The 13,660-nt window shown below is 49.2% G+C and carries 10 protein-coding genes; 1 reads left to right on the plus strand and 9 read right to left on the minus strand.

Translation table 11 applies throughout. From position 1 onward, the window contains the following. Positions 1–487: 487 nt before the first annotated feature. From AC2D8P_RS15850 to AC2D8P_RS15860, 3 genes are all read right to left on the minus strand, one after another. Positions 488–1,810 carry an ammonium transporter gene (locus AC2D8P_RS15850; protein ID WP_484703777.1) on the minus strand — a complete coding sequence of 441 codons (1,323 nt, stop codon included), beginning with the start codon at positions 1,808–1,810 and terminating at the stop codon, positions 488–490. Positions 1,811–1,833: 23 nt separating this feature from the next. Then, entirely contained in the window at positions 1,834–2,172 is a 339-nt protein-coding gene (locus AC2D8P_RS15855) for a P-II family nitrogen regulator (RefSeq protein ID WP_484703786.1), read from the minus strand. A gap of 545 nt (positions 2,173–2,717) precedes the next feature. Further along, a complete protein-coding gene (locus AC2D8P_RS15860; protein ID WP_484703778.1) occupies positions 2,718–3,374 on the minus strand; it encodes an HAD family hydrolase in 657 nt (218 codons plus the stop codon). Between the two features lie 139 nt (positions 3,375–3,513). Here AC2D8P_RS15860 and AC2D8P_RS15865 point away from each other — a divergent pair, with 139 nt between their 5' ends. After that, positions 3,514–4,671 (plus strand): sugar-binding transcriptional regulator, encoded by a 1,158-nt coding sequence (locus AC2D8P_RS15865; RefSeq protein WP_484703779.1) that lies wholly within the window; start codon positions 3,514–3,516, stop codon positions 4,669–4,671. Positions 4,672–4,703: 32 nt separating this feature from the next. Here AC2D8P_RS15865 and AC2D8P_RS15870 read toward each other — a convergent pair whose 3' ends face one another. The 6 genes from AC2D8P_RS15870 to AC2D8P_RS15895 form a co-directional block, all read right to left on the minus strand. Then, a complete protein-coding gene (locus tag AC2D8P_RS15870; protein ID WP_484703780.1) occupies positions 4,704–7,052 on the minus strand; it encodes a glycoside hydrolase family 65 protein in 2,349 nt (782 codons plus the stop codon). 31 nt (positions 7,053–7,083) lie between these two features. Then, positions 7,084–8,133 (minus strand): carbohydrate kinase family protein, encoded by a 1,050-nt coding sequence (locus tag AC2D8P_RS15875; protein ID WP_484703781.1) that lies wholly within the window; start codon positions 8,131–8,133, stop codon positions 7,084–7,086. Between the two features lie 10 nt (positions 8,134–8,143). Beyond that, on the minus strand, positions 8,144–9,214 hold the full coding sequence (locus AC2D8P_RS15880) for a substrate-binding domain-containing protein (RefSeq protein ID WP_484703782.1): 1,071 nt from the start codon (positions 9,212–9,214) through the stop codon (positions 8,144–8,146). A 78-nt stretch (positions 9,215–9,292) separates the two neighbouring features. Beyond that, positions 9,293–10,453, minus strand: a complete 1,161-nt coding sequence (locus tag AC2D8P_RS15885; protein WP_484703783.1) for a sugar ABC transporter permease — start codon at positions 10,451–10,453, stop codon at positions 9,293–9,295. 12 nt (positions 10,454–10,465) lie between these two features. Continuing rightward, entirely contained in the window at positions 10,466–12,001 is a 1,536-nt protein-coding gene (locus tag AC2D8P_RS15890) for a sugar ABC transporter ATP-binding protein (RefSeq protein ID WP_484703784.1), read from the minus strand. Between the two features lie 162 nt (positions 12,002–12,163). Then, positions 12,164–13,219, minus strand: coding sequence for a sugar ABC transporter substrate-binding protein (locus AC2D8P_RS15895; RefSeq protein ID WP_484703785.1), 1,056 nt, complete (start codon positions 13,217–13,219; stop codon positions 12,164–12,166). Between the last annotated feature and the right edge of the window lie 441 nt (positions 13,220–13,660).

Raw genomic sequence — 13,660 nt, forward strand, 5'->3', positions numbered from 1 at the left:
ATGCAAAAATCCCGCCGTCCGCGGCTGGACCGCCTGTCGCATGCATGGCGCAAGGGGTGGTCATGGTGCAGGAAAAGCCAATCCCGCCTACAAGCATGGAATGAAGTCAAAGCAGTGGGTGGAGATGAGGAAAGAATTGAATGAGTTGGCGAAGATATTGGGCGAAAAATGAGGCGTGGCGGAGAAGTGCTCCGCCATATATAGAAGTCAAGCTATTAAAAAGAAATGATATTATATTGATAATTCGCTCAAATACCATAAAACATACCACACAAGCCTCTCAATTTGGCATGATGTGGGTCATCCTAGCGCGTTAATATTCGTAAACTGGCAACGTTGAAAGTGTAGCAGACAATTAAACGTTGCGCAGTGATTGTCTGCTTTGAGCCAATACTCCATAGCTCAGCGAATGTCGGCTTTCCGTGAAACGCTACAACGAAAATTCCCGGCCTCAGCCGCGAATTTCCTTTTCTTGATAGATAGATGATTAACCAGCTTTGAATTCTGGATAAGCTTCCATTCCCAGTTCAGCCATATCAAGACCATTAATCTCGGCCTCTTCATCAACTCGAATGCCTACGGTCGTTTTGAGTATCATCCATACAAGCGATGAAGTCGCACAGACGAACACACCAACAACAATGATTGAGTAGAGTTGGGTTCCAATTGTTGCAGCGTCGTTGGTGAACACAACTGCGATCGTGCCCCAAATACCCGCGAAAAGGTGAACTGGAATAGCGCCAACCACATCGTCGATTTTGAGGCGATCAAGGAACGGAATGGCAAAGACGACGATTGCGCCGCCGACTCCGCCAATCAATGTTGCTTCAACCAATGAAGGCGTCAATGGCTCAGCCGTAATGGAGACTAACCCGGCCAATGCACCGTTCAGTATCATTGTTAGGTCTGGTTTCTTGTACATCATTTGGGTCAAGACCAAGGCGATGATAGCACCAGAGGCAGCAGCGATATTGGTGTTTGAGAAAATACGACTGATATCTGCAACATTGCCAGCAGTATCCATATATAACTGTGAACCACCGTTAAAACCAAACCAACCAAGCCACAGAATGAACGTACCAAGCGTCGCAAGCGCAAGATTAGAACCAGGGAAAGGTATCACTTTGCCATCCTTGTATTTGCCCAAACGTGGTCCAAGAATGATCGCCCCACAAAGCGCTGCCCAGCCACCGACAGAATGCACAACCGTTGAGCCTGCAAAATCTTGGAAACCCATCCCATCAAGGAATCCGCCACCCCATTTCCAGCTTGCCTGAATCGGATAGATTACTGCTGTCAACAGGATCACAAAAACCAGGAACGGCCAAAGCTTTATCCGTTCAGCAAGTGCACCAGATACGATCGACGCCGTTGCTGCGCAGAACATCAATTGAAAAAAGAAGTCAGAGCCCACGGACGCATAGGTTAGGTCAGGTTCAGCCCCTTCTAATCCAACTGGTTCCAGACCGGCCACTGAAAACGCACCTAATATATTGGTGATTGTCCATCCATCCCCTGGATACATCAGATTGTACCCGAGAAGGTAAAAGAACAACGAAGCGAGCGAAAATAATGCAACGTTTTTGGTCAATTGCATTGCGACGTTCTTGCCACGGACAAGTCCGGCTTCCAGCATGGCAAATCCAGCAGCCATAAAGAATACGAGAAAGCCAGAAACCAGAAACATGAACGTGGTAAAGATAAATCCAATGTCCGCGTTTACCGGAGTCGCGTCAGAATCTTGTGCTAGTCCTAGATGAGGCGTCATAAGAAAGGCTATAGGAAGCCCAATTTTTGCAAGTTTATTCATAGTATTACTTCGTTTCCCCGAGTTCATAACGCGTCCTCATTCGTTTCGCCGGTTCGCACGCGAACCGCCTTTGAAATATCGAGCTCGAAGATTTTGCCGTCTCCAATTTTTCCGGTGCGCGCCGTGGCAGTGATGGTCTCGATAACTTCATCAGCCATTGAAGATGGAACTGCTAATTCCAATCTAATTTTGGGCACAAAATTGACTGTATATTCGGCTCCTCTGTAGATTTCTGTATGGCCCGACTGAGCGCCAAACCCCTTGATTTCTTGCACCATCATGCCGCGAACTCCGATTGCGCTCAGCGCCTCTCGGACCTCCTCAAGCTTGAAGGGCTTTATGGTTGCTATGATAAGTTTCAAACCGTTCTCTCTTTCCATTGGATTTCTGCACTTGCAGCCTAAGTCTTGCTGCGATGCGGCGAATAGAGAGTGAGGGGAAGAAAATTGAAATTTGTACGAAGCTGCGCAATCCGTGAGCAAAATGTGTGGATACGACTAATTATTGAGCAAAAAAAAGCGAACCCGGCGCAGTGCCATAAGCCATAAAATTCAAAGCGCCGATCCGATCGGTTGGAAGAACTATGTATCTGTGACATTCCAATTTGGTTTGTGATTAGTCAACTTGCGATTGAAAGCTGACAATCGGGGGCTTGCGGAGAACGGCAGAAATGTCCCGTTTTGCAGACCTTCGAACAAACTGCGGCGAAGGTCCGGATCGAGCCCATTTTTACCAAATGCGCAATCGCAGCATTTCGCAAGAACGGCTTCGCCAAACGTGAAAGTCTGCCTCTCTCCACCGTAGTAGATGTAATCGGACGCCGAACTGAACCTTTTTAACGAAGAGCATTTGGTGTGAACAGATCATCGTATGCTTGGTCTTGAAAAATCAGATACTGTTGGAGGGGTCAGAAACTAAGGCATTCAACGTCAAGTTCAGCCAATGACGATACAATTCGATCGGCATTTGGGAGCACTTCGGTATCGTGAAACGAGTCCGCGTGGTCATGGACCAATCCGATACAATAAAATCCACCTGCCTTGGCCGCCTCCACACCTGAAGAAGAGTCTTCAATCACCACACACTCATCCACATTGAGGTCCATGCCAGTTGCGGCGTTCAGAAATATTTCCGGGTGGGGCTTTCCGCGCTCGACATCATCTCCGCCGATCACAACCGGGAATGCGTCTAGCAATCCAGCCAATTCGAGAACGGTTTTAACATTTGCGCTGCTGGAAGCGGCAGCCAGTTTAATATTACGGGACTGACATTCTCGAACCAAAGCTACAGCTTCGTCAAAAACAGAAAACTCACCACGATCAATCATCGCTACATAGTAGTCATTCTTGGTGTCTGCAGCTCTTTTGATTTCCGCGTCGGAATGTCTAGACATCACCGCCCGCGCGCCGTCAAAACGTGGGCGCCCGTCCACCAGATCTCGGTACTCTTTTTTGCCAAACACATATCCATATTCTTCAAACATCCGCTTCCACGCCGCAAAATGCGCGGGAACGGTGTCGACAAGGACACCATCCAAGTCAAAGATCAGACCTTTGTATTTCATAATTATTATCCGGATGATTGATTGGCTTTCAGACGGGGTAGCATAGATGGTAATTCCATCAACCCTATCTGCATTTGAATGTTTATATAGAATACTTATTCTAAGCTCGTATAATCATTTTCGGTTCAAATGAGATATGATGCTGAACGTAAAGAAATTACCGTTTGAAGAGCAGGCACAATGCGCCGCTTATATGCGCGCGACGCACAACATGTCACAAACCGAAATTGGTCAAATTCTTGGTGGCCTGTCGCAACCGCATGTTTCGCGTCTTCTAAAACATGCTGAACGAATGAACTATCTAATCATCGAGCAAAGGTTCGCGAAGGATATGTTCGATGACGCGTGGATTCACAGCATGGAGCGACTTCTAGCACCTTCGGATCTTTACTCTGACTTGAACAGGTTCTGTAAGTTCGCAAACATCGCTGTTCCGCGATTGCGCGTGTTTGAAAGTGGCCCAGGCAATACTGAGGTCGCGCTGGGGCAACGGCGTGCCAGATTTGGCCGCACTGCATCCGGTCGATTGATCGAGCTTATCGAAGGATCAAGCGTTGTAGGGGTAGCCTGGGGGCGCACGATAAAATCAGTGGTCGAAGGGATTTCTGTTTCGCGCCAACCCATCGACAAGTCAAAAAGAACTGTATTCGCCGCCGTTTGTGCAGAGCTGGTTTCTTTGACGCAACACGGTCATTCAGCAAGTCGCCTTGCAGATTCTCTAGGCGAAATATTCAACGATTCTCCCGAAGGTTATCCACAATTAACCGGGTTTCCCGCCTACATTCCCCGTCGATATGACGACGATATGCAGCGGTCGATTAGGCAATTCATCTCAGATACACCGGCCTACCAACGCGTATTTTCTGGACCAGATGCGCTCATAAACAAAATGGACATGCTGGTCTCTAGCGTGGGCTCTTCGAAGTCGCCGGTCTTGGGAAGCTTCGAGGAGCTTGTGCAGGCCGCCGGTATTAGAGCAAGCGATTTGAGGCAGCTGATCATCGGGGATCTGGGCGGTATCTTGATCCCCAAAAGCGGGTTGTCCGAGGCAAAACAGATGCTTGTGGACGAACTAAATTACCTATGGACGGGCATCAGTACGGAGCAGATCCGCCATATCGCGAGCAGAGCGTTTGCCGATCCAGACCAAAGTGGAGTCGTGGTATTGGCAATTCAAGCAGAACGGGGTGACACGGTATTTGAATTGATAAAGCAAAGCTTGGTCAACGAGGTTATATTGGATCAAGCCGCAGCTGAACGGCTGCATAAAATTCTACTTTCTCAACTTGATAAGTAAATCTTCATTCAGGACTCTACGCGTTTGAAAAGTCACGGATTTACCTTTTCAACAACAACCTCTTTCCCGGCTTCCAGAGTGACCGTTCTACCCAGAACTTCGATTTCTTCACTGTTTCCAGATTTGCCCTCTAGCAGAAACCGACAATCACCGTGGGATATGTGTACGATGACTTCGTCACCTTTCCACTTTAATCTGAAGCGTATCTTTTCCCATGGTTCTGGCAGCCAAGGTTTGAACGTCATCTTGCCATGCTTGACGCGAAATCCGCCAAATCCACACACGAGCGCTTGCCACGTTCCTCCGGCCGAAGCGATATGCATTCCATCCTGAGTATTCCCTTGGTTATTGACCAAATCGACAAATGCCGATCGCTTAAAATAGTGGTGGGCGGAGGAATAATCCCCAACCTCAATTCCCATGATGGCATGAATTGCCGGGCTTAAAGATGATTTGTGTAGTGTCCGTTTTTCATAGAAGGCAAAGTTTGCCGCTTTCGCTTTGTCACTGAATTCATCCGGTAGCAGATAGTTGAGCATGATCACATCGGGTTGCTTCAAGATCATCGTGTCATTGAGCGTAAAATGATCGTGTCCCTCAGGATAGAGGGGCATATGATTTTCATCCCACTCCGTAATCGGCAAATCTTCAAGCTGAAAATACCCTTCGAATTGCTCAATCAGATTTCTTGCAGGATCAAATGGAATGTAGATCTCAGTGGCAACTTTCCCCCACTCTTCCACCTCTGAAATTGAAAGATCAATTCGACTGCATATCGCCTCATGTGCGGCCGATCCTTCATCACACAGCTCTGAAAAAACACGCACCGTCTGCTCTAGATGCCATTTTGCCATCCGATTGGTGAAGGTGTTGTTGTCGACATGTTCGTGAAACTCATCGGGGCCTATCACCCGGGTGAGTTCATACCGCCTTTTTTCGCCGTTTCTTTCCAGACGGCTTATCCAAAAACGACTGGTTTGGTACAGCACTTCCGCCCCGAATTGACGCAGGAGATCTTTGTCACCGGTCGCTGTAACGTAGCTCAAAATTCCGAATGCAACACACGCTGTCACGTGGATTTCTTCTTCTCCAGTCCAGATGCGATTTTGCCCGTCGGCAGTCCATTTTGGTGTCGTCTCAAGACCAGAGTCGGCAGATTCCCATGCGTACTGAGCGCCCCTGAACCCGTTTAGCCGGGCATTTTCCAGAGCGCCGGGAAGAGTGTTGTATCGATATTCCAATAGTGCGCGTGCTGTTTCGGGCTGCGTGAAGATGTAAAACGGCAGCAAAAAGATCTCGGTGTCCCAAAACACATGCCCCTTGTATCCTTCACCTGATAGCGATTTGGCCCCAATATTGGCACGTGGGTCATTTTGGTTGGCCGCGATGAGCAGGTGATAGATGTTAAAGCGCGTCGCCCGAGTAGAGGCGCTATCGCTCTCGATCACACAATCACACGCGTCCCATTTTTGGCGCCACGCAGCGATGCTATCTGATAAGCAGGCGGACAACCCCTTAGCCTGAGCGGTCTCGATCCGCGCCTCACAAGTGGCACCCAATTCTGTGGTTGCCATGTCTCGAGATGTGAACACGCTTACCAACTTGTCGAACACGTATCTTTGACCGGTGACGGCCTCTACTCTGCACGTTTGCGACACACGCTCATATTCGCGCCCGCCCCCTAAAAATGCAGCATCTGTTGGTACGTCCAGACTGCTGGCCATACCGATTGATATCTCTGTATCGAGCGTTTTGGTTTCAATGTATTTTATGTCCTCGTTGGCAAACGAACGCGTCACCAGCAGATGACGGCTTTTCGCCCATTTCTCCCACTTAACTTCGGGATGAAAACTGATCTTGCCTTGATAAGCCGGTAGGCGATCCAAGTTATACCGCTCCGCGTCAAGCAAACTTTCGACGGTGATGTCTGAAGAATGGTTCTCCGGCGTGACGGCAAGGCGGATGCCGCAAAGATGTTGATCGGCAAAACTAGCGAAACGAAGGCTGACAACCCGAGTACGCCTTTCTTTACTGTCTTCGAATAAAGTGTCTCGATGTAAAACACCCGTGCGCAAATCTAAAACGCGACGATGCTCGATCACTTTGCAGGCCTGGACATCAAGCAGCTCGCCATCGACATATACGCGGAGCGGCAACCATGTGGTTACGTTGACTTGATCAATGACCGTTGAATCATGGTGATCATAAACGCCAGACAGATACGTGCCTGAAAGTTCACCTTTGTGGCCTTCTTCCAGCGATCCCCGGGTTCCCTGATAACCATTGCCAATCGTAAAGATGGTTTCTTTGAAGTTTGCTTCATTCAGATCGAACTCGTTTTCTTCGATCAACCAATCGCTGCTGTTCAGCTCAGTAAGCATTTCAGTCACCTTGTTCAGGATTTAAGAAAGATTAACTGCCGTAGGTGTCGGCGATCTGGCGTTCCGTTTCTTCCAGAGAAAGATAAACGTTCAAATCACTGCTCGAGCATCGCTGCGCGCCCGCACAGTTTCCAAATTGACAGGCTTTGACAAAATCACCGGTGTAGAGATAGCCGAAAGCAAGCCCCCCTGCGAAACTGTCCCCGCAACCGGTTGTATCAACAACGTTTTCGACCGGGACGCGCTTCACCAATTCCTCACACAGTTTGCCCGTTTGATCCTTATAATAAACAGCACATCCGTGTTGATCCAAAGTGACGTACAATGCCTGCACTCCTCGATCCAGACAATGCAGGGCAAATTTGGGCAGCTCATCCATGGTCAATTCAGTGACTTCAGACAGTTCGCCTTTGTCGTACTCACCTTTGAACCAACTGCACTGAGCCTCTTCCAAATTCATTTTCAGTAAATCTATGTGAGGGAGCCAGTTATCGCGGTCGACCCAAAACTTGTGAAACCGTTCCCCATGTGCGGAGCATCCATTGGTGGGGCCGTGGGCATCAAACACGACGATTCCATCGCTATTGGTCTTGATGTATTTGAGCGTCTCAAGCGGAACTTCAAAATCTGTAATCGGTACAAATACAAATGCTTCACATCCCATCAGATCTTTGATGTCTTCGGGCAATATCGGGTTCATAAACCCTGTCTGAGTTTCGTCGCGTTTGTTTTGGTCCACATAGACCAAATCTATAACGGCACCCTGATCAGCGGCGTCTGAAATTGAAGATGAGTTTACATATGGAAATGTCGACAGTAGTTCTCGAACTTTACCTAAATCAGCTCGCCGGACATGGCTCACCACATGCACTTCGGAACCCGGACCCGCGAGTGAAGACATACATGCCGCAGTATAGACGGCGCAGCCGAATTTCTCGAACTTCTCGCTCTGATAGCTCGTGATGTTGTCTCTTGGGATTGGCCCCAAAACCGCCACGTTGATCTGGTCAGACATTTCGCGCCCTACTTTACCTGCAAATTCAGCATTCAGAAAATTTTTGGCCTTCAGGAATCTTTTCACCCCTGAACACTTACTCGTTGTAGACTTGTTCTGCCGTGTAAAACTCATCGGCAACTAGCGTATCTTTGATGTTGTCTTTTGAAATCGCTACGACTGGCGTGATGACGGTCGGAATATCTGCATATCCATTGTTAATCAGAGCGTGCTCTCCAACCAGTTCGGAAATTTCCGTATCAGGAGCATTCCCAATCTTGATCGCCAAATCTGCTGCCGCGAATGCCAACGGTTTAATTTGCTTCCAAACATCCATAGTTTGAATGTCTTGAGCGACGAGGCGAATATTCCTTAGATCGGCATCAGACCCGGCAACGAATACTTTGTCGGCTGCCGCTAAATTTTCTTCTCTCAGGGCTGCAATGACACCAAACGCCATACCGCTGTTATTGGCAACAAACGCATCAATCTGATTGTCATGCTCGACGAGCAGAGTTGTCGCCGTTTCCCGTGCTAATTCGGGTGACCAATCCACATGGCTTCGATCAGCAATCAGCTCTAGCGCGGGGTAGCTGTCGATGACATCTAATACGCCACTGCTAAGTGCCTCTGCATTTGAATCGCCTGGTTGTCCACGGATCAAAGCGACATGACCAGAGACTTCTCCCTTGGTTTGCTGAAGCCATCCCACCAATGCTTCACCCTGCAAGCGACCGACCATCCAGCTGTCTTGCATCACCATGACATCAAGCGGTCCACCCTGAAGCATTGAATCATAACCGATCACTTTCACACCAGCGTCGTGGGCCAAACCGACGAGAGCGCCGGCGGTTCCAGTGTTGACGGGTTGTAAGACGAGAACGTCGATTCCATCTTCCAGCATCTCTTCGACCTGCTGCAACTGTCGAAGTTGGTCATTGCCGCTGAAATCAAACAAGACCTTGGCTCCTTGAGATTCTGCGCGGGCAATAAACAGCGTTTTGTCGGTTTGATAGCGAGCCTCCTGCATTGTTTTCAGAAGAAACCCGATCGTAACGGAACCATCTTGGGCCACCGCGGGTCCTGATAGCGTTGCAGAAACCACGCCGATCATCGTCAAAGCTTTCAATCGTGATTTCGAAATGGTTGTCCACAGATCGCGTGCCATGGTCTATCTCCGGTGATTTCAATTGAGATGTGTTATCGATTGCCCCGCATACGTGCGCACGCGGGGCATTTATCATGATTACTTTTTCTGCATTACATCGAACCAGACAGCGAGGATGATAATCAAACCTTTAATAATCAACTGATAGAATGTGACCACGCCCAAGAGGCTCATGCCGTTGTTCAAGACACCGATCAAGAGCGCACCTATTATTGTGCCGCTGACTTTACCTGAACCACCCGCAAGACTGGTCCCGCCGATAACAACAGCAGCAATGGCATCAAGCTCAAACATCGTGCCCAAGTTCGGTGATGCACCATTGAGACGAGATGCCAAAATGATCCCAGCCAGTGCCGAAAGGACTGAAATCACCGTGTAGACGATCATCTTGGTCTTGACGACATTGATGCCAGACAGACGTGCGGCATCTTCGTTCCCGCCCAGCGCATACAGACGGCGACCAAATCGAGTGTTGTTCAGAGTGTAGATGCCGCCGAAAGCAATCGCCGCAAAGATTGCCACAGGAACGGGGATACCTTTGTAGCTGATGAAAACATGAAACGCGAGCGCGAAGCCGCCTATCATTACACCGCCATTGACCAGTAGTTCCTGCATGTTCACGTCTACGCCGTGAGCGCGGCTCTGCTGTACGTCCCGGAAGATCGAGAAGACGGCAAGTGCGGCACACGCGATCAGAACGATGCTAGACATCATCGGGGGAATGTAACCACCACCAATCACCGCGAAAGATTTGCTGGTTACTGGAACCGAGCCACCATTTGTAAACGTTAGCGCCAAACCTCGGGCAATGGTTAACATGCCAAGCGTAATGATGAATGGAGGGATGTTAAATTTAGCGATCCAGAATCCGTTCCAGCCACCAATACCTACACCAACAACGAACAACGTTGCGGGCACGGCTAGTATCGGGGGCAATCCCCATTGCATCATTAATGTGCAGACTACCGCAGATAGCCCACAAACCGACCCGACCGACAGGTCAATACCAGCGATGAGGATCACCATCGACATGCCGACAGCAATGATCCCGATGATGGTCACCTGACGCGAAAGATTACTGAGGTTCCTGGCTGTGAAGAAGGCGTCATCAGCGAAGCTGAGGCCAACCACCAGAACGATCAGTGCAATCAGCGTTGCATTGTCCTTGATGAAATTAAGTAGATGATTTTCTTTAGCGCCTCCGGCACCAATACTTGCAACATTGCTATCAGTACTCATTTTTTTCCTCCCTCACGCCGCGCTGCCAGTGGCATACGCCATGATTGCTTCTTTCTTGGCTTGGTCCCTTTCAAAGTTTGAAACGACTTCACCTTCGCACATCACCAAAATTCGATCACACATACCTAAAACCTCGGGCAATTCGGATGAGATCATGATGACGGTCACTCCTTGCTGAACCAGTTCATTTAGGAGCTTGTAAATTTCGACCTTGGCGCCGATGTCGATGCCACGGGTCGGCTCGTCCAGAATGAAAACATCCGGGCTGGAATTCAGCCATTTCCCAAGGATGACCTTTTGTTGATTCCCGCCAGAAAGTGTCCCGATGACGGTATCGATCGAAGGGGTTTTGACACCCAGCTGATCGACATATTCCTTTACGACTTTCCGTTCTTGTTGCCCGTTGATGATACCAAGCACCTTCGAACTGATGCTTTCGAGCGAAGAAATTGTCGTGTTGAAGGTGATCGATTTGTCCAGAAACAGGCCAAGCGCCTTTCGATCTTCGGTTAGTAGCGCAATTCCCGCATCAATCGCATCTTTTGGGGATCTGATGTCTAACGGCTTACCATTGAGCTTTACATCACCAGTCGTCTGGCCCGGATAGGCGCCAAACACGCCACCAACCAGTTCCGTTCGTCCGGCCCCCATAAGTCCCGATATTCCAAGAATCTCTCCCTTACGGGCGACGAAGCTTGCGTTCTTTACCAAATAAGAGCCCGGCATCTCAGGGTTGGTGACCGAAAGATTATTGACCTCGAGCGTAATTTCTCCGGGGGTGAAATCAGCTTTGGGAAACATGTCCTTAATGTCTCGACCCACCATGCGCGCGATGATCTGGTCAAGCGTAATGTCGGAGATTGGCGTTACATCGCCAATGGTTTCACCATCCCGAAGTACTGCAATCCGGTCGGCGACTTGCTCAATCTCTTCCATTTTATGAGAGATGTAGCACATGCAGACCCCATCAGCCTTGAGCTTGCGAATGATGCGGAACAAATCTTTCACTTCCTTGTCAGTCAAAGCGGAAGTGGGCTCATCCAAAACCAGAATTTCAGCTTTAAGTGAAAGAGCTTTGGCGATTTCGACCATCTGTTGCTTGCCGACTGTGATATTTTGCACGAGATCGGTCGGACGAATGTCATTGATGCCGAGATCATCCAGAATTTTCTGGGTCTCCGAAAACGTCTTGTTCCAATTGATTTTTCCGCTCGTGCTCGTGAACTGACGGTCGAGGAAGATGTTTTCCGCCACCGTCAATCCGGGGATCAGGTTCAGCTCCTGATAGATGATGGCTATACCCGCATCTTCCGCCTCTTTGGTGTTGGCAAATTGAATCTTCTTTCCGCGCAGATAGATTTCTCCTTCATATGTTGGATAAGGCCATACTCCACTGAGCACTTTCATCAGCGTGGATTTACCTGCGCCATTTTCCCCCATCAGGGCGAGCAATTCACCGGACCGGGCTTCAAAATTTACATTGTTCAGCGCACGAACTCCGGGGAAGTCCTTGATTATACCCTGCATCTTCAAGACGACTTCAGACATGTTACGTCCCTCTGAATTTGTAGATGACGACGTTTACGGTCGAACATTTTTGGAAATCACATATTGCGTTCATGAAGAAGGGCGGCTGCATTCGAAGGCCGGGAGAGAGGCCAAGGGAATGCGATATTGGTCCGCCCCCCTTCATAGGGCGCCACGAAAGGGTTAGTTTCCGTAGACTTCCTCTTTGGTGTAAAAGCCGCCTGCAATGATCGTGTCGTCGATATTGTCTTGGTTGACCAAAGTGATCGGCGTAACGATTGTCGGAACGTCCGCATAACCGTTGTTGATGACTTTATCGACTTCAAGCACATCCGCTGGGGCGCTGTCCGGGTTGCTCGCCAACGCGAATGCAACTTCAGCCGCGGTTTCGGCCAGCGGACGGATCTGCTTCCAAATCTCAACGGCCTGCTTGCCTTGAGCAACGTATTGGATATTTGCCAGATCCGCGTCCGATCCCGCAACAAAGACTTTGTCGGAAGAGGCAAGACCCTGGGCTTCCAATGCTGCAATAACTCCTCGGGCCATACCACTGTTGTTCGCAATAAAGGCAACTACGTCGTTGCTATTGGATGTCAGAGTGTTTTCCGCCGTTGCCATTGCCTTGTCCGTCGACCAGCCTTCGTGGGCTTGGTTCGTGACGAGTTCAATTCCGGGATTTGCTTCAACAATTTCCAGAACACCACTGCTCATGGCGATTGCGTTGGAGTCCCCGGGCTGTCCCTGAATCAAAGCAATTTTTCCTGAGACTTTACCATTTGTTTCTTTCAGCCATTCGATCATAGCTTCGCCTTGCAGACGGCCAACAGCCCAGCTGTCTTGCATCACCATCGCATCGAGGGGACCATCAACCAACATCGAGTCATAACCGACGACACGAACATCTTCACTATTCGCCATACTGACCATGCTGCCCGCAGTTCCGGTGTTCACAGGCTGCAGAACGATTACATTCGCACCCTTTGCAAGCATGTTTTCAAACTTGGCCAACTGGGTCAGTTCATCGTTGTTGGCAGAGTCAAAGATAACTTCGGCACCCAACGCTTCTGCTCTTTCAATAAAGGCCGCACGATCGCGTTTGTAGCGCTCTTCCTGCATGGTTTTCAGCAAAAAACCGATTTTAATATCAGCTGCGCCTGCAGTTCCAACTGAAGCAGCAATTGCTACCAAGGCCACTGAGGCCATCGCAGTTCTACGAGTGATGTTTGTGAATAAGGACATGTTTCCTCCCGTTCATATTCCCTGGCACAAGGCAGTGTTCAACCGCTGTGCGTTTCTCCCCCTTCCTCCAATCGCTGAGAAACGGAGCGAAGATTTAAGCGACGGATTTGCCGCATCACCATTTTATTATCTCGGGAACATTGGTTCGAAATATGTATTTTTATCCAGAATACTTATTCTACATACTGCTATTCCTGTGAATTTGCGTTTCACAAAATTATACCGTGCTTGCAACGGCCCATAGAATCCGCGCGAGCAGAGTGTTCATACGATCAGTCATCCGATTCCGCAGTGCGGCGAACGGCGGCTTCGTCCGGATTCTGTTGAAAAACACCGTGTTATGAGGGTGACTGATGCTTGGTTTTTGCGACCGCAAGCCTTTCTGTTTTCAGGCTTTTCGCGGATGCTGCGGTGCAGGAAAGATCTTGGCGAGTTTGCGGA

The sequence above is a fragment of the Roseovarius sp. YIN77 genome (genome assembly GCF_057219155.1).

Excerpts from the sequence above, each read along its gene's own strand:
- AC2D8P_RS15850 (WP_484703777.1), bottom strand. The coding sequence starts at position 1,810 with ATGAATAAACTTGCAAAAATTGGGCTTCCTATAGCCTTTCTTATGACG.
- AC2D8P_RS15860 (WP_484703778.1), bottom strand. The coding sequence starts at position 3,374 with ATGAAATACAAAGGTCTGATCTTTGACTTGGATGGTGTCCTTGTCGAC.
- AC2D8P_RS15865 (WP_484703779.1), top strand. The coding sequence starts at position 3,514 with ATGCTGAACGTAAAGAAATTACCGTTTGAAGAGCAGGCACAATGCGCC.
- AC2D8P_RS15870 (WP_484703780.1), bottom strand. The coding sequence starts at position 7,052 with ATGCTTACTGAGCTGAACAGCAGCGATTGGTTGATCGAAGAAAACGAG.
- AC2D8P_RS15880 (WP_484703782.1), bottom strand. The coding sequence starts at position 9,214 with ATGGCACGCGATCTGTGGACAACCATTTCGAAATCACGATTGAAAGCT.
- AC2D8P_RS15885 (WP_484703783.1), bottom strand. The coding sequence starts at position 10,453 with ATGAGTACTGATAGCAATGTTGCAAGTATTGGTGCCGGAGGCGCTAAA.
- AC2D8P_RS15890 (WP_484703784.1), bottom strand. The coding sequence starts at position 12,001 with ATGTCTGAAGTCGTCTTGAAGATGCAGGGTATAATCAAGGACTTCCCC.
- AC2D8P_RS15895 (WP_484703785.1), bottom strand. The coding sequence starts at position 13,219 with ATGTCCTTATTCACAAACATCACTCGTAGAACTGCGATGGCCTCAGTG.